Below are 15,846 nucleotides of genomic sequence, written 5' to 3' on the forward strand. Positions count from 1 at the left end.
CGTGTGGGAGCAGGAAAAGGGCGGCGCGGACGGTCCTGAGGGCCGCCGCGCGGGCGGTCGGCAAGGCCGCCGTGAAGGCGGCGGCCGGGGTGGCCGCCGCCCGGAGGGCGGCAGGGAAGACCGTCCCGAGCTGCCGCCCCAGAGCCCCGAGGAGCAGGCGCGGGCGATCTGTCTGCGCCTGCTCACCGGGATGCCGCGCACCCGGCGGCAGCTCGCGGACGCCCTGGCCAAGCGGGACATCCCCGAGGAGGTGTCGGAGCAGGTCCTCTCCCGTTTCGAGGAGGTGGGCCTGATCGACGACGCCGCGTTCGCCGGTGCCTGGGTGGAGTCCCGCCACCGCGGCCGGGGCCTGGCCCGCCGGGCGCTCGCGCAGGAGCTGCGGACCAAGGGAGTGGATCCCACCCTCGTGCAGGAGGCCCTGGAGCAGCTGGACTCCGACCAGGAGGAGGAGACCGCCCGGGAGCTCGTGGAGCGCAAGCTCCGCTCCACCCGGGGCCTGGAGCGCGACAAGCGGCTCCGGCGGCTCGCCGGGATGCTCGCCCGCAAGGGTTACCCGGAGGGCATGGCCCTGCGGGTGGTCCGCCGCGCCCTGGAGACGGAGGGCACCGAGGACCTCGACGGCGAGGACCTGGGATACCCGGGGTACTCGGGGTACTCGGGGGGCTGATCCCGCCGGGGGCGGGGGGTTAGCCCCAGGAGGCGGACGCCGGGGTGCTCCAATGTCAGGAGACCGCCCCGGCGGCAGAGTTGGCCGCATGATGCTGCGCTACGCACTCCAGACCGTCAGGGACCGCAAAGCCGGTTTCCTCGGAGCCTTCGTCGCCCTGTTGTGCGCGGCGGCCCTCGTCACGGCCTGCGGCACCCTCCTCGAAACGGGGCTCCGCGGAAAGATCGCCACCGAGCGCTACGCGGGCGCCCCGATCGTCGTCTCCGCCGACCAGAACGTCCACGAGACGACGGTCAAGGAGAAGAAGGGCAAGAGCAAGACGAAGCACAAGGCCAAGCCCGTCGCCGAGCGGGCCTGGCTGCCGGCCGCCACCGTGGACACCGTCCGCGCGGTGCCCGGCGTGGCGCAGGCCGTCCCCGAGCTCACCTTCCAGGCCGTACCGCTGATCGAGGGAGCGGGCACGAAGCCCTCGTACGGGCACGCCTGGACCTCGGCCGCGCTCACCCCCTTCACGCTCGCCCAGGGCCGTGCCCCCCAGGGCGGCGCCGAGGTGGTTGTCGACCGCGAACTCGCCGCCCGCGCGGCCCTGGAGCCCGGCTCGGAACTCACCGTGCAGTCCACCGGTGAGCCCAGGACGTACAAGGTCAGCGGGATCGCCGCCACGGCCGACGGGAGCCTGGCGCACCAGAGCGCGCTGTTCTTCAGCGACGCCGAAGCGCAGCGGCTCGCCGCCCGCGACGGGCAGGTCAGCGCCATCGGCGTGCGTCCCGAGCCCGGGGTCGATGCCGGAGCACTCGCGGACCGGGTCCGCCGGGCGCTCCAGGGCACCACCGCGCAGGTCGCCTCGGGTGACGAGCGGGGCCCGGTGGAGTTCCTCGACGCGGCCGGCGCCCGGATCAAGCTGGTCTCCATGGGCGGCGCGATGGGCGGCACCTCCCTCCTCGTGGCGATCCTCGTGGTCACCGGCACCTTCGCCCTGTCGATTCAGCAGCGCCACCGCGAGCTCGCCCTGCTCCGCGCCATCGCCGCCACGCCCCGCCAGCTGCGCCGCATGATCGGCCGCGAGGCGCTGCTCGTCGGCCTGGCCGCCGGGGTGGCCGGAGCCCTCGCCGGGCTGCCGCTCGCCGCATGGCTGCACGGCCGGTTCGTGGACAGCGGGGTGGTTCCCGTCACGCTGGAGCGCACCGCCGGGATCTTCCCGATGATCGCCGCCGTCGGCGCGAGCCTGCTCGGCGCCTGGGCCGCGGCCCGGATCACCGCGCGGCGCATCGCCCGGATCCGCCCCGCCGAGGCGCTCGCCGAGGCCGCCGTCGAGCGGCGCCGGCCCTGGGCGCGGACCGTGGCCGGGGTGCTGCTGCTGGCCGCCGGAGCGGTCCTGGTCGCCGTACTGAGCACGCTGCGCACCGAACCGGCGTCCACGCCGGTCACCTTCCTCGCCGTGGTGGTGCTCGCCGGAGCGGTCTCGCTGCTGGGCCCCTTCATCGTCAAGGGCGCGGCCGCGCTGCTCGCCGGACCGCTGCGCGCGGCCGGTCCGGGCGGTCACCTGGCCACCGCGAACCTGCGCGGCAACGCCACCCGGATGGCCTCCGCCGTCACCCCGCTCACGCTGCTGGTCGGGATGGCCTGCACCGTGCTCTTCGTCACCCCGACCCTCGGCGACGCGGCGCGGGCGCAGGCCCGCGACGGGGTGCGGGCCGAGTGGGTGCTCGCCGGGCGGGGGCCGGGGGTCACCCACGGCGCGGCCGAGCGGCTCCGCGGGACCCCCGGGGTCTCGGCGGTCACGGAGGTCGTGAACACGTCGGTGCGGGTGGGGCTGACGAAGTACGCGGCGCAGGGCGTGACCCCGGCCGGCCTGGAGCGGACCTGGGACCCGGGCGTGACGGGCGGAAGCCTGACGGGCTTCGGGGAGGGGAGCGTCGCGGTGAGCGAACTGGCCGCGGACCAGCTTGGGCTGAAGCCGGGGAGCCCGCTGGCGCTGACGCTGGGCGACGGAACTCCGGTCACCCTCACCGTCGCGGCCGTGTACGGGCGGGGGCTGGGCTTCGGCGACGTGACGCTGCCGCACGCGCTGGTGGCGGCGCACGTGGACGATCCGCTGGCTTCGAGCGTGCTGGTGGCGGGGAGCGCCGGGCGGGACGCGCTGACCTCGGCCGTACGGGAGTACCCGGGCGTGGCGGTGCTGTCGGCGGCCGACGCGGACGGGGCGCGGGCGCAGCGGCAGGCCGCGGGGGCGGAGATCAACCTGCTGGCGATGGGCCTGGTCCTGGCCTTCACCGCGATCGCGGTGGCGAACACGCTGGCGATGTCCACGGGGGAGCGGCTGCGGGAGTTCGCGATGCTCCGCCTGACGGGCGCCACACGGCGGCAGGTACGGGCGATGCTGCGGGTGGAGGCACTGGCGGTGCTCCTGATGGGGGCGGCGCTGGGCTCGGGGATCGCGCTGGCGGTACTGACCGCCTTCAGCGTCGGCATGACGGGGGTGGCCGCGCCGGTGGTGCTCCCGCTGGCCTACGGGGTGGTCGTCGCCGGGGCGGGCCTGCTGGCCCTGTGTGCGACCGCGGTCCCGGGCCGGCTGGCCCTGCGGGTCCGGCCGGTGGACGTGGCGGCCGCGAAGGGCTAGCCCCTCGGGGCAGGCCGCAGAAACGCCGGTGGGGCTGAATCCAGCCCCACCGGCGTTTCGGTGCGCCCGTTCGCTGCGCGTCTCAGGAAGAAGGCGGCGTCACCGGCAGGCCCGCGGCGCGCCACGCCTGGAAGCCGCCCGTGAGGTCCGTCGCGTTGCGGAGCGACAGCGCGTGGAGGGAGGCCGCCGCGAGGGTGGAGGCATAGCCCTCGTTGCAGATGACGACGATGCGGACCTCGTGGTCCGTGGCCTCCGGGAGGCGGTGGGAGCCCTCGGGGTCCAGGCGCCATTCCAGTTCGTTGCGCTCGATCACCAGTGCGCCGGGGATCAGCCCGTCGCGCTCGCGCAGGGCCTGGTAGCGGATGTCGACCAGGAGCGCCCCGGTCAGGGACTCGGCGTGCGCCTCGGCCGGATCCACGCGGGTGTACGTGGTGCGCAGCCGGTCCACGAGGGCGTCGATGCCGCTCACTGCCAGTCCGCCGGACGCTCGACCTGCTCCAGCGTGAGCACCGGCCCACTGCGGCTGTAGCGGCGGATCAGCGGGAGCGGCGGGTAGTACGCGTGGACCGAGATCGCGTGCTCGGTCCCGGACTCGTTCAGCACTTCGTGGACGTGGTGCTCGCCGAATGCCCGCCCGGTGCCGGGACCCAGGTTGCGCGTGCGGTCCACGTCCGGGGCCAGGGAGAGCGAGTGCCAGCCCTCGGAGGGGATGCGGACCGCAAGGGAGTTCTCGGTGAGGTGCCCGCGGGCGGTGGTGAACGCGCCCCGCGACTCGGCGTGGTCGTGCCAGCCGGTGCCGGTGCCCGGCGGCCAGCCGATCAGCCAGGCCTCGCTGCCGCCCGGTCCGTCGAGCCGGATCCAGGTCCGGCCCTCGGGGTCGAGGGGGAGGGAGGCGATCAGCTCGGGGTCGGAGGCGATGCGCCGGGTGAAGGCGAGGAGGTCCGCGGCCGTGACGGCTGCGGTCGCCGTGGCGGCGGCCGGAGCGTGCGTGGACGCAGGGGTGTACGTGGGTGCAGACATGGAGGGTGACCGTCCTGGGGGTTCGCGAAGGCGCGCGGCACTCGGCGGGCGCGCGGAGGAAGGCGAATCAGCAGGAAGGGCGACACACGCAGCCCGCGTAGCGGAGCAGGTCCATATGGACCCTCCGCCACAGGCGTACGTCGTTGCCGGTCATGTCCGTGAGTGAAGCACGAGTGCGCCGGAGGGTCAATCGATCACTGGTGTGGCGGCGGGCGTCACGGCCGGGGCGGGCGAAGGGGAGGGGGAGGATCCGGGCGGGCCGTGGCGGACCGCGTCCGCGGCCTCGTACAACTCCGCCGGGCGGACCCCGGCGAACGTGGCGGCCAGATGCCCGTCCGGTCGTACGAGGAGCACGGTGTGCGCCGCGGCCCCCGGGTATCCGTCGGCGACCAGCAACTCCGCCCGGACGGGAAGCGCCGCGACCGCCGCCGCGAGGCGGGGCATCAGGCCGGCGCCCAGCCAGTGGCGCCGGTCCCAGACGCCGGTGCCGGGGGCGACGAGGACGACCAGCAGCCTGCCCCGGCCGAGCTGGTCGCGGAGCGGCACCGTGGCGCCGTCGGGGGCGGTCACCGGGATGTTCTCCACGGGCCCGCCCGGCTCGGTGGCCGTCGGCACCTCGTGCACCGCCACCGCCGGGGCGTACACGGGCTCCGCGCCCAGCGGGCCCCGCCCCAGGTGGCCGTCGGTGAGGAGGGATTCGGCGGCGCGCGAGGATCCGGGGAGCATGGCGCGCAGCCCGCCCCCGGAGCGCAGTGCGGGCATGGCCTGGTCGGCGGCGCGCAGCCGGGCGGCCGCGGCCCTGCGGCGCTCGGCCTCGTAACTGTCGAGGAGTTCCTCGGACGCCCCCTGGTGCCAGGCAAGGGCCAGTTTCCAGGCGAGGTTCTCGGCGTCCCGCAGCCCCTCTTCGACGCCCTGGGTGCCGAGCGCGCCGAGCAGGTGCGCCGCGTCCCCGGCGAGGAAGGCGCGGCCGTCGCGCCAGCGCCGGGCGAGCCGGTGGTGCAGGGTGTGGACCCCGGTGTCGAGGAGGTCGTACGGGGGAGCCGTGCCCCCGCACCACACCGCGAGGGTGTCGCGGATGAGGGTCACGAGCGCGTCGGGGGTGACGAGTTCCCCCTGCGGAGGCAGCAGCCAGTCCAGCCGGTACACCCCGTCGGGCAGCGGCCGGGCGGTGACCTCGCCGGCCCCGCCGGGCAGCCCGCGGTGCAGCAGGGCCTCGCCCGGCCAGGGCAGTTCGGTGCGCAGCGCGGCCACGGCGTGCCGTTCGACGGCGGTGCGGCCGGGGAAGCGGATGCCGAGCAGTTTGCGCACGGTGGAGCGGGCTCCGTCGCAGCCGACCAGGAAGCTGCCGCGCCACCAGGTGGTTTCGGCGCCCCGGGTGTGCGCGGTGACCCCGCGGCCGTCCTGCTCCAGGGAGTCGATCCGGCTCTCGGCGACCAGCTGGACCAGGGGGTGCGCGGCGGCGGCGTCGCGCAGTCCGCGGGTCAGGGCGTGCTGCGGCAGGTGGATCGGGGCCGGACCGTCCTCGAAGGTGATCCGCTGGGAGTCCCGGCCGCGCCGCATGGTCCGCCAGGCGGCGAAGTACGCGCCCTCGTCGCGCAGGGTCGTACAGCCCAGCCGGTGCACCATGGCGACGGTGTCGGCGTGCAGGGCGACGGTGCGGGCGGGGCGGGGTTCCTCCTTGCCGGGTCCCTCGTCGAGCACGACGCAGGGCACGCCCTGGTCGGCCAGGGCGAGGGCCATGGACAGCCCGACGGGCCCCGCGCCGACGACGATCACCGGGTCCATGATGTGGCTCCCGGTGTCCGGTATGTGATCACAGAACGTATGCAACCCACTGGAGGTGACTGCGTCAAGCGACGCCGGTCCGGACAATGCCGAGTGGTGCGGCGGATGAGTTCCGCCGCACCACACGTGTACCGCCAGTGTACTGACCGTCTGTCAGGCCGGGTGCCGACAGGGCGTCGGAGGCTCGGTCAGAAAGTTCTGCCGGCGTCGGCGCCCGTGTCGAACTGGGTGATCGGAACGCTCGCGTCGGTGGTCCGCTTCGACCGCCGCAGCGTCTTTTCGAGCCAGGACGCGAGGCTGGTGAGGGCGAAGTTCACCGCGACGTACAGCAGGGCGATCACGACGAGCGAGGCGATGACGTTGCTGTAGTTCGCAGCGATCTGCCGGTTCATCGACAGCAGTTCGGCCAGGCCCAGCAGCGCGCCGCCGATCGCGGTGTCCTTGAGGATGACCACGAGCTGGCTGACCAGCGCGGGCAGCATCGCGGTGACGGCCTGCGGGAGCAGTACGTACCCCATCACCTGGCTCTTGCGCATGCCGATCGCCTTCGCGGCGTCGGTCTGCCCGTTGGGCAGGGACTGGACCCCGGAGCGGACGATCTCGCCGATGACCGCGGAGTTGTACAGGACGAGGCCGGTGACCACCGCGTAGAGCGGCCGGACGTCGGTGCCGACGTCGGTGTAGATCCGGTACAGGGCGTTGCCGAAGAACATCAGCATCAGCACGGGGATGGCCCGGAAGAACTCGACCCAGACACCCACGGCGGCCCGTACCCACGCGTGGTCGGAGAGCCGGCCGATGCCGAGCAGCGCACCCAGCGGAAGGGCTATCACCATGGCCAGGGCGCCGGCCCGCAGGGTCTCTCCGAGGCCGGGCAGCAGGAACGTCGTCCAGATCCGGCCGTCGGTGAAGAAGATGCTCCACTTGTCGGCGTCGAGCTGGTTCTTGTCCGCCATCTTGGACAGCACCCACCACAGGGCCGCCGCACACAGCACGACGAAGACGCCGGTGTAGATCCAGTTGCGCGCCTTGGCCTTGGGGCCCGGGGCGTCGTACAGCACGGAGGTCATCGCTTCACCGCCACTCGCTTGGCCACCCAGCCCAGGAACAGGCCGGTGGGCAGGGTCAGAAGGACGAAGCCCAGGGCGAAGATCCCGAAGATGGCGAAGAGCGCGTTCGCCTCGTTCTCGTTCATCTCCTTCATCAGCAGGGCCGCCTCGGCCACGCCGATCGCCGCCGCCACCGTGGTGTTCTTGGTGAGGGCGATCAGGACGTTGGCGAGCGGTGCGACGACCGCCCGGAAGGCCTGCGGGAGCACGATCAGGGTGAGTACCTGGAAGAAGCTCAGTCCCAGGGCGCGGGCCGCTTCGGCCTGGCCGACCGGGACCGTGTTGATGCCCGAGCGCAGGGCCTCGCACACGAAGGTGCCGGTGTAGGCGGCGAGTCCGAGGACCGCCATCCGGAAGCCGATCTCCTTGAAGGTGCCGCCGCCGAGCGTGATGGTGAGCGTCTGGCTCAGACCCAGCGAGCAGCCGATCAGGATCAGGGTCAGCGGAATGTTGCGGACCACGTTGACGTACGTGGTGCCGAAGCCCCGCAGCAGCGGGACCGGGCCGACCCGCATCCCGGCCAGGGCGGTGCCCCACACCAGGGCTCCGGCACCCGAGTAGAGGGTGAGCTGAACCGTCACCCAGAAGGCTCCGAGCAGGTCGTACTGCCCGGAATCAAGAAAATCGAACACGATGGCCTGCGCTCTCCCCAGGATGGCCAGGTTGGCCGGTGAGGTACGTCGCCGCCCACGGCAGGCGGGCGGCGACGTACCTCATCGATGAATCGGGCCGACGAATCTGGCCGGTGAATCAGCCGGTGGGCCGGTCGGTGGACCGGCCGACGGATCAGCTGCCTTCGGTGACCGCCGGAGCCGGCTCGTTCTTGTAGCCGGAGGGACCGAAGTTCTTGGTCACGGCCGCCTGCCAGGCGCCGTCCTTCTCCATCTTCGTGATGGCGGCGTTGACCTTGGTCTGAAGGTCCTTGTCGCCCTTCTTCAGGCCGATGCCGTAGTTCTCGTTGCTCAGGCTCAGCCCGACCAGCTTGAACTTGCCCTTGTTCTTGTCCTGCGCGGCGTAGCCGGCCAGGATCACGTTGTCCGTGGTCAGGGCGTCGACGGCCTTGTTCTCCAGGCCGGTGAGGCACTCGGAGTAGCCCGGGAACTCCTGCAGGTCGGCCTCGGGGGCCAGCTTGGTCTTGACGTTCTGCGCCGAGGTGGAGCCGGTGACGGAGCAGAGCTTCTTCTTGTTGAGGTCCTCGGGCTTGGTGATCGAGGTGTCGTCGGCGCGGACCAGCAGGTCCTGGTGGGCCAGGAAGTACGGGCCGGCGAAGTCGACCTTCGCCTTGCGCTTGTCGTTGATCGAGTAGCTCGCGACGACCAGCTTCACGTCGCCGTTGGCGAGCAGGTTCTCGCGCTCGGCGCTGACGGCCTGCTTGAACTCGATCTGGTCGGGCTCGTAGCCGAGCTCCTTGGCAACGTAGGTCGCCACGTCCACGTCGAAGCCCGTGAACTTGCCGTCGGGGGTCTTGAGACCCACACCCGGCTGGTCGAACTTGATGCCGATGACGATCTTTTCCTTCTTGGCGCCGCCGCTCGCGCCGCCGTCGGCGGCGGGCTTGTCGCTGCTTCCGCCACAGGCGGTCGCGGTCAGGGCGAGAGCGACGGCGACGGCGGCAGCAGCGCCGGCCTTGGTGAGCTTCATGGTGGACTTCCCTCGAAGTGAGACGTGAGCGTGAGCGTGAGACGTGGGACTGACGTGAGACGTGGTCGGACGACGATCCGTCACCGGATCACTACCAGACGCGAGGCTCAGTGGTGCAGGATCTTCGACAGGAAGTCCTTGGCGCGGTCACTGCGCGGGTTGCTGAAGAACTGTTCGGGCGTGGCCTCTTCGACGATCTTTCCGTCGGCCATGAAGACGACCCGATTGGCGGCGGAGCGGGCGAAGCCCATCTCGTGCGTGACGACGACCATCGTCATCCCCTCCCGGGCGAGCTGCTGCATGACCTCCAGCACCTCGTTGATCATCTCCGGGTCGAGGGCCGAGGTCGGCTCGTCGAACAGCATCACCTTCGGGTCCATCGCCAGCGCGCGGGCGATCGCCACGCGCTGCTGCTGACCGCCCGACAGCTGGGCCGGGTACTTGTCGGCCTGCGAGCCGACGCCGACCCGCTCCAGCAGCGACTTCGCCTTCTCCATCGCCGCGGCCTGCTCGGTCCTGCGGACCTTGAGCTGACCGAGCATGACGTTCTGGAGGACCGTCTTGTGGGCGAAGAGGTTGAACGACTGGAAGACCATGCCGACGTCGGCGCGCAGCCTGGCCAGCTCCCGCCCCTCGGACGGCAGTTGCTTCCCGTCGACCGTGATGGAGCCCGAATCGATCGTCTCCAGGCGGTTGATGGTGCGGCACAGCGTCGACTTGCCCGATCCAGAAGGCCCGATCACCACGACGACCTCGCCGCGGGCAATGCTCAGATCGATGTCCTGAAGCACGTGCAGCGCGCCGAAGTGCTTGTTTACGTTGCTCAGCACGACCAGGTCGTCCGCGGCACCGGCCGCGTCCTGCACGTCCTTGGTCACTGATACTCCGCTCATCGGCTTCTTGCTCCGTCCTCCTCGGTTGGGAGGACAGTAGTGACGTGGCGCGCACAGCGTCAGCACATCTGAGGGAGAATTGAGCATAACGATCCGGCCTCGCACCGATACGCTCCGTACGCGGCCGCGCCGCCGGGTCCCCGGGGCCGTACCGGGTCCATAACGGAAGCCGCCCGCGACCGGAACCGCCTTGACGTGAGAGTCTCCATCGGCGTGGATGCAGGGTGTCCGGAAAACGGATGCCGGACTACGGATACGAGAAGATCGGAAGGGGACGGTATGAGACTGCTGCTCGTCGAGGACGACGACCACGTCGCCGCCGCCCTGTCCGCGATCCTCGCCCGGCACGGCTTCCAGGTGACCCACGCCCGCAGCGGCGAGGAGGCCCTCCAGGCCCTGCTCCCGGCCGGTGCCCCGCCCTTCGGCGTGGTCCTCCTCGACCTCGGCCTGCCCGACCAGGACGGCTACGAGGTCTGCGGCAAGATCCGCAAGCGCACCTCCACGCCCGTCATCATGGTGACCGCGCGGGCCGACGTGCGCTCCCGGATCCACGGACTCAACATGGGCGCCGACGACTACGTCACCAAGCCCTACGACACCGGCGAACTCCTCGCCCGCATCCATGCCGTGGCCCGGCGCACCGGGGTCTCCGAGGAGCCCGCGGGCGGGGCGGGCACGCCCGGCACCGTGCGGCTGGGACCCGTCTCCATCGAGCTGTCCACCCGCCGGGTCGGCGTCAACGACACCGACGTGCCGCTCACCCGCAAGGAGTTCGACCTGCTGGCCCTGCTCGCGCAGCGGCCGGGCGTGGTCTTCCGCCGGGAGCAGATCATCAGCGAGGTCTGGCGCACCAGCTGGGAAGGGACCGGCCGGACCCTCGAAGTGCACGTGGCCTCGCTGCGTTCCAAGCTGCGCATGCCGGCCCTCATCGAGACCGTCCGCGGCGTCGGATACCGGCTCGTGGCCCCGACGGTCCCACCGGCGCCGCCCGCAACTCCGCCCGCGCCCGCCGCGCCGCCCGTCCCGCCCGCCCTCTAGGGGGATCCGCCGTGCGCGCCCGACTGCTCCCGCTGCTCGTCGTCCTCATGGCGGGCGTGCTCCTCGCCCTCGGCTTCCCGCTCGCGGTGTCCCTGGCGGCGGGGCAGCAGCAGCGGGTGGTCGTCGACCGGATCGACGACAGCGCCCGCTTCGCGGCGCTCGCCCAGTTCGTCATCGATGCCGAGGGCTCCAAGGCCAGCGGGGCCGACGAGCGCCGCGACACCCTCCAGCTCGAACTCGCCCGCTACCAGGAGCTGTACGGCATCAACGTCGGCATCTTCTACCGCGACGACAACGCCATGGTCCGCGCCCCCGGCTGGTGGCGGCTCCCGGAGTCGGGCGAGGGCCGCAAGGCCTTCGAAGAGGCCCTGGCCGGACGCCGCAGCCACGACCCCGGCCAGGTGTGGCCCTGGCAGACCGACGGCAAGCTCCTCGTGGTCTCCCCGGTGGTCCTCGACGGCGACGTCGTCGCCGTCGTCGCCACCGAATCGCCCACCGACCAGATGCGGTCCAAGATCCTGCGGGGCTGGCTGCTCATCATTGGCGGGCTCGGCGCCGCCATGCTCGTGGCCTTCGGCGCCGCCCTGCGGCTGACCAGCTGGGTGCTCAAGCCCGTGCGGACCCTGGACGCGGCCGCCCACGGCATCGCCACCGGGCGGATGAACTCCCGCGTCGCGGCCGGCGGCGGCCCCCCGGAACTCCGCCGCCTGGCCCGCTCGTTCAACGAGATGGCCGACAACGTGGAGGAGGTCCTGGAGCAGCAGCGCGCCTTCGTCGCGGACGCCTCCCACCAGCTGCGCAACCCCCTGGCCGCGCTGCTCCTGCGGATCGAGCTGCTCGCCCTGGAGCTCCCCGACGGGAACGAGGAGATCGCGTCCGTGCGGACCGAGGGCAAGCGCCTGACCCAGGTCCTGGACGATCTGCTCGACCTGGCCCTCGCCGAGCACGCCACCGCCGAGATCAGCCTGATCGACATCGCGGGGCTGGCCGCCGAACGGGTCACCGCCTGGCGGCCGTACGCCGAGGAGAAGGGGGTCCGGCTCACCGGGACGGGCCGGACCGCCGCCACCGGCTATGCCGACCCGATCGCGCTCTCCAGCGCCCTCGACGCGGTGATCGACAACGCCCTCAAGTTCACCCCGGAGGGCGAGACGGTGGAGGTGGGCCTCTCCGTCGAGGGCAGCCGGGTGCGCATCGTGGTCGCCGACCGGGGTCCCGGCCTCACCGAGGAGGAGCTGCTCCGGGTCGGTGACCGGTTCTGGCGCAGCGGCCGCCACCAGAACGTCAAGGGCTCCGGGCTGGGCCTGTCCATCTCCCGCACCCTGCTCGCCGCGGGCGGCGGATCCCTCTCCTACGAGACGAACCCGCCGCACGGGCTGCGCGTGACGGTGTCGGTCCCCCGCACCGACCCCGCCGCTACGGACGGGTGAACCGCGGGGTCACCAGCCCGAACGGCCCCGGTCCTACGTCGACCACTGCTCGGTCGTCGTGCATCAGAGGGCTCCGGCCCAGGCGAGGGAGGTGCGGGCGGGGGCGGAGACGGCGTAGGGCTCGTCCACGGCCCGGATCTCGAAGACGGCGGCCTTCTCCCGGCCGGCCCGTTCGACGGCCGGGAGGTACAGGGCCGTGCCGCAGGTGCCGCCGAGGAAGCGGCGGGTGCCGTCCGCCAGGACGCGGGACACCTCGTAGTGGCGGACCGGGCCGGGCGACCGCTGCCAGGACAGTCGCAGGGCCGCGCTGCCGGACTGCTGGGCCGAGGCGGACACGGCCGGGGTCCCCGGGGTCGCCGGGCGGGGGCCCGGGGCGCCTTCGCGTACCGTCAGGGCGCCGAGCCGCCAGCGCACCGGCTTCTTTCCGCGTCCCGTGATCCGTACGGCCAGTCCGTAAGCGGTCCCGCCCGCCAGTTCCGACAGCCCGACCCGGGTGGTGCGCCAGCCCTGCCCGGTGCCCAGGTCCTGCGCCTTCAGCCAGGTGTACGGGACCTCCTGCCCCGGGGCGGCCGGCTCGCGCGTGGCGATCCCGAGCTCGACCGACACCGGACCCGACTCGGTGGCGTGCACCAGCTCGACCACGGTGGAGCGGGTCAGCGGCAGCCGGGTGGAGTGCAGCCCGACGGCGGCCGGAGCGGTGAGCCCGCCCGAGACGAGGAGGCTGGAGCCGCCGCGCCAGGCGGCCGCGAAGTCGAGGGTGACCTCGGGGCGGGTCCCGGCGGTGTCCACGACCCAGCGCCGGCCCGGCAGCCGGTCCTGGAGGCCGAGGTGGTTCCACGGGGTGTCGGAGACGGGCTTGCCGTCCTCGTACCACCGTTCCCCGTGGCCGGTGTTGAAGGAACAGGCGAAGGGAAGGGCGGTGACGGTGGACCGGTCGGCGACGGCGGTGGCGGGCGCCCGCCAGGCGGATCCGGCCGCGGGGCGGGCCGGGTCCAGGGAATCGCCCGTCCAGAACCGGTCGTCGGCACGGTGGAAGGCGCCCGGGGATCGGTCGGTGAGATGGTTGCGGGTCCACTCGGGCCGGTAGAACCCGTAGGAGACGACGTGGTCGCGGCCGCGCGGGACGATCGCCTCCCAGTCCACCGCGGAGTCCCAGCCGTCGGACTCCGTGTCCACGGCCGCCCACAGCTCGTGGCGGCTGCGGCCCAGCTTGTCCGCGAGGGCTCCGGAGGCGGCGAGCCTGCCCGGTGTCCAGCGGAAGTCCACGAACATGGTGTCCGCGACCTTGCCCCGGCGGTCCTCGAAGAACTCCTGGTTGAGCCCGTTGAGCTCGCCCTGCCAGCCGACCGCGCCGGTGGAGTTCATGGCGTCGTACCAGGTGATGCGCAGCCCGTGCGGCTCGCCCGCGGTCCGCAGGGCGCGCAGGAACTGCTGGGTCCGGGCGGCGAGTGCGCTGTCGCCGCCCCCGGTCTCGGCGTTGACGAACCAGCCGTCGAACCCGTACGTCCGCGCCACCTCCACCAGCTTCTCGGCGACCGGGAAGCGGCCGAGGGAGTCCCGCTGGACCAGGTCCCGGGTCCACCGGAGGTCGCCGCCGTAGGCCACGGGCGGCAGGAACACGTTGCCCAGCACTCGTACGCCGTTGCGGTGCGCGGCGTCGACGACCGGCGCGTTCGGGGCGAGCACGATGCCCTCGCCCGAGGAGCCGCCCCAGAAGACCAGCTCGTCGATGTACGCCCAGTGCGTGAGGGCGTAGTAGTCGGCGGTCGGGGAACCCTGCGAGGGATTCCCGGCGGTGTTCCCGAAGGAGACGAGCGAGGCGATCCGGGCCTGGCCGGCGCGGGCGGTGGCGTTCGGCGCCACCGGGGTGAAGCGGGGGGCCAGCGGCACGGTCGCGGTGTTGTGGGCCAGATCGGGGTCGGACTCGGGGCTCCACCGCATGAGGGAGCGCCAGGTGATCCCGGGACCCGGAGCGCCCTGGGGGAGCGAGTCCGGGAACCAGTACGAGGCGTACGGGGCCAGGCCGGCGGGGCCGACCGGGGCGGGGGCGGCGGACGGGGCCGGCGCGGCGGGGGCGGGGGTGGCCGTGGCGGGGGTGGCCGCCGCACCGAGCAGGGCGCTGGCTCCTATCCCGGCCCCGGCGGCGAGCATCCCGCGCCGGGACGGCCGCAGGGGTGCGGGGTCGGCGGAGCGGTCGGACGGGCGGTCGGACCTACGGTCGGACACGCGGTCGGGTATGCGGTCGTGACGAGGCTCGACGCCGTTGTCGGTCTCGGTCATGAGGGGATCCTCCGGAGGGCGTAGGGGCCGGTCAGGTCCGGGTGGGGACCTCGGAGACGTGCAGTACCTCGGTGATGCCGCGCGCGGCCAAGTGCTCCGCGTCCCCGGCGAGTTCGGTCAGGACCACCGCGGGGCGGACCCCCTGTGCCGTGAGCTCCGCCCAGGCCTCGAAGAACGCACCGCCGGGCGCGCACACCGAGCGGTTGGGCGCGGCCTCGGCTCCGCCCACGTCCACGGCGAGCGCGGTGGTGCGCACCGCGGGGCGGTGCGCACGGCCCCGCCACTCATCGGTGATCCGGGCGATCACCTCGCCGGCGGGCTTGGTCGCGCGGTCGTTGGTGAGCAGGCCGAGCCCGTACTCCAGCTCCGGGAAGTCCGCGAGCTCCCGGGACACGTCGTGCGAGCACCACCAGGTCACGCCCCACAGGTCCGGGCAGTCCAGGGCGCCCGCCACCGTCGCCTCGGTGAAGGAGGCCGCGTGCTCGGGCCCGATCAGCGGCGCGGGCGCGCCCACCTCCTGGAGCCAGACCGGCCGGTGCGGATCGCGGGCCCAGGCCTTGGAGAGCTCGATCAGGTACGCGGCGTGGTGCTCGGTGGCCGTCCCGGTGCGGCCGTGGCGCTGGGCGGTTCCGTTGAACACCCAGGAGTGCACGGCGGTCGCACCGCCGAGGCGGGCCGCCTGGGCCACGGTGAAGGGGTGTCCGTCCTGGTACCAGGCGGCGTCGTACTCGGCGTGCAGGTGCAGACGGCCGGGCGCGCCCTCCTCGCAGGCGGCGAGCATCCGCTCCAGCCACTGCCCGGCCTGCTCCCGCGTGATCCGGTCGGGGGAGGGGTGCGGGTCGTCGGAGAACTGGTTGATCTCGTTGCCGACCGTCATGCCGAGGAAGTTGGGCCGGTCCGCGAGGGCGGCGGCCAGCGTGCGCAGGTACTCCTCCTGCCCGGCGACCACCTGCGGATCGCTGAAGATGTTCCGGCGGTGCCAGGTTCCGGTCCAGGCCGGCAGGAAGTCGAAGCTCGACAGGTGTCCCTGGAGGCCGTCCACGTTCACGTCGAGCCCGCGCTCGGCGGCGGCGTCGGCGAGCGAGACGAGCTGCTCCACGGCGCGCGGCCGGATCAGCGTCCGGTTCGGCTGGAAGACCGGCCACAGCGGGAAGACCCGTACGTGGTCCAGGCCGAGGCCCGCGATCGAATCGAGGTCGGCCCTGACCTCGTCGAGGTCGAAGTCGAGCCAGTGGTGGAACCAGCCGCGCGTCGGCGTGTAGTTGGCGCCGAAGCGGAGGGTTCGCGGGGCGGGGGAGGCGGCGGGGCCGTCGTGCATGAATGGTCCTGGAGTTCAGGGGAATTCACCGGATGCCCATAACCT

General features: G+C 73.0%; 14 protein-coding genes. 4 read left to right on the forward strand and 10 right to left on the reverse strand.

Annotated elements, in window-relative coordinates; translation table 11 throughout:
- Position 1 precedes the first annotated feature (1 nt).
- Both recX and AC3IYJ_RS29815 read left to right on the forward strand, forming a co-directional pair.
- Entirely contained in the window at positions 2-667 is a 666-nt protein-coding gene (gene recX / locus AC3IYJ_RS29810; protein WP_489397611.1) for a recombination regulator RecX, read from the forward strand.
- Positions 668-755: 88 nt separating this feature from the next.
- Complete coding sequence (locus AC3IYJ_RS29815) at positions 756-3,287, forward strand: FtsX-like permease family protein (RefSeq protein WP_489397612.1); 2,532 nt, start codon at positions 756-758, stop codon at positions 3,285-3,287.
- A gap of 82 nt (positions 3,288-3,369) precedes the next feature.
- On the opposite strand, the gene AC3IYJ_RS29820 is transcribed toward AC3IYJ_RS29815, so the two are convergent.
- From AC3IYJ_RS29820 to AC3IYJ_RS29855, 8 genes are all read right to left on the reverse strand, one after another.
- Positions 3,370-3,762: a rhodanese-like domain-containing protein gene (locus AC3IYJ_RS29820; protein ID WP_489402965.1), complete on the reverse strand. Its 393-nt coding sequence runs from the start codon at positions 3,760-3,762 to the stop codon at positions 3,370-3,372.
- Entirely contained in the window at positions 3,753-4,307 is a 555-nt protein-coding gene (locus tag AC3IYJ_RS29825) for a cupin domain-containing protein (RefSeq protein WP_489397613.1), read from the reverse strand. Before AC3IYJ_RS29825 ends, AC3IYJ_RS29820 begins: the two co-directional genes overlap by 10 nt.
- A gap of 67 nt (positions 4,308-4,374) precedes the next feature.
- On the reverse strand, positions 4,375-4,461 hold the full coding sequence (locus AC3IYJ_RS29830; RefSeq protein ID WP_311318651.1) for a putative leader peptide: 87 nt from the start codon (positions 4,459-4,461) through the stop codon (positions 4,375-4,377).
- 32 nt (positions 4,462-4,493) lie between these two features.
- Positions 4,494-6,092, reverse strand: a complete 1,599-nt coding sequence (locus AC3IYJ_RS29835) for an FAD-dependent monooxygenase (protein ID WP_489397614.1) — start codon at positions 6,090-6,092, stop codon at positions 4,494-4,496.
- A 188-nt stretch (positions 6,093-6,280) separates the two neighbouring features.
- Positions 6,281-7,162 (reverse strand): amino acid ABC transporter permease, encoded by an 882-nt coding sequence (locus AC3IYJ_RS29840; protein ID WP_489397615.1) that lies wholly within the window; start codon positions 7,160-7,162, stop codon positions 6,281-6,283.
- The gene (locus tag AC3IYJ_RS29845; protein WP_489397616.1) at positions 7,159-7,833 is read right to left on the reverse strand and encodes an amino acid ABC transporter permease; all 675 of its coding nucleotides are present in this window, start codon (positions 7,831-7,833) and stop codon (positions 7,159-7,161) included. Before AC3IYJ_RS29845 ends, AC3IYJ_RS29840 begins: the two co-directional genes overlap by 4 nt.
- Positions 7,834-7,987: 154 nt before the next feature.
- A complete protein-coding gene (locus tag AC3IYJ_RS29850) occupies positions 7,988-8,842 on the reverse strand; it encodes a glutamate ABC transporter substrate-binding protein (RefSeq protein WP_489397617.1) in 855 nt (284 codons plus the stop codon).
- Positions 8,843-8,949: 107 nt separating this feature from the next.
- Entirely contained in the window at positions 8,950-9,735 is a 786-nt protein-coding gene (locus AC3IYJ_RS29855) for an amino acid ABC transporter ATP-binding protein (protein WP_489397618.1), read from the reverse strand.
- A 279-nt stretch (positions 9,736-10,014) separates the two neighbouring features.
- Here AC3IYJ_RS29855 and AC3IYJ_RS29860 point away from each other — a divergent pair, with 279 nt between their 5' ends.
- Together AC3IYJ_RS29860 and AC3IYJ_RS29865 are read left to right on the forward strand one after the other, a co-directional pair.
- The gene (locus AC3IYJ_RS29860; RefSeq protein ID WP_489397619.1) at positions 10,015-10,773 is read left to right on the forward strand and encodes a response regulator transcription factor; all 759 of its coding nucleotides are present in this window, start codon (positions 10,015-10,017) and stop codon (positions 10,771-10,773) included.
- An 11-nt stretch (positions 10,774-10,784) separates the two neighbouring features.
- On the forward strand, positions 10,785-12,203 hold the full coding sequence (locus AC3IYJ_RS29865; protein WP_489397620.1) for a sensor histidine kinase: 1,419 nt from the start codon (positions 10,785-10,787) through the stop codon (positions 12,201-12,203).
- 63 nt (positions 12,204-12,266) lie between these two features.
- Here AC3IYJ_RS29865 and AC3IYJ_RS29870 read toward each other — a convergent pair whose 3' ends face one another.
- Positions 12,267-14,354: an endo-beta-N-acetylglucosaminidase gene (locus AC3IYJ_RS29870; RefSeq protein ID WP_489402966.1), complete on the reverse strand. Its 2,088-nt coding sequence runs from the start codon at positions 14,352-14,354 to the stop codon at positions 12,267-12,269.
- 160 nt (positions 14,355-14,514) lie between these two features.
- Positions 14,515-15,801: a glycoside hydrolase 5 family protein gene (locus AC3IYJ_RS29875; protein WP_489397621.1), complete on the reverse strand. Its 1,287-nt coding sequence runs from the start codon at positions 15,799-15,801 to the stop codon at positions 14,515-14,517.
- Between the last annotated feature and the right edge of the window lie 45 nt (positions 15,802-15,846).

The sequence above is a fragment of the Streptomyces sp. GL_140 genome (genome assembly GCF_057834465.1).

Excerpts from the sequence above, each read along its gene's own strand:
- AC3IYJ_RS29835 (WP_489397614.1), bottom strand. The coding sequence starts at position 6,092 with ATGGACCCGGTGATCGTCGTCGGCGCGGGGCCCGTCGGGCTGTCCATG.
- AC3IYJ_RS29825 (WP_489397613.1), bottom strand. The coding sequence starts at position 4,307 with ATGTCTGCACCCACGTACACCCCTGCGTCCACGCACGCTCCGGCCGCC.
- AC3IYJ_RS29830 (WP_311318651.1), bottom strand. The coding sequence starts at position 4,461 with ATGACCGGCAACGACGTACGCCTGTGGCGGAGGGTCCATATGGACCTG.
- AC3IYJ_RS29875 (WP_489397621.1), bottom strand. The coding sequence starts at position 15,801 with ATGCACGACGGCCCCGCCGCCTCCCCCGCCCCGCGAACCCTCCGCTTC.
- AC3IYJ_RS29860 (WP_489397619.1), top strand. The coding sequence starts at position 10,015 with ATGAGACTGCTGCTCGTCGAGGACGACGACCACGTCGCCGCCGCCCTG.
- AC3IYJ_RS29855 (WP_489397618.1), bottom strand. The coding sequence starts at position 9,735 with ATGAGCGGAGTATCAGTGACCAAGGACGTGCAGGACGCGGCCGGTGCC.
- AC3IYJ_RS29850 (WP_489397617.1), bottom strand. The coding sequence starts at position 8,842 with ATGAAGCTCACCAAGGCCGGCGCTGCTGCCGCCGTCGCCGTCGCTCTC.
- AC3IYJ_RS29870 (WP_489402966.1), bottom strand. The coding sequence starts at position 14,354 with ATGCTCGCCGCCGGGGCCGGGATAGGAGCCAGCGCCCTGCTCGGTGCG.
- AC3IYJ_RS29840 (WP_489397615.1), bottom strand. The coding sequence starts at position 7,162 with ATGACCTCCGTGCTGTACGACGCCCCGGGCCCCAAGGCCAAGGCGCGC.
- AC3IYJ_RS29815 (WP_489397612.1), top strand. The coding sequence starts at position 756 with ATGATGCTGCGCTACGCACTCCAGACCGTCAGGGACCGCAAAGCCGGT.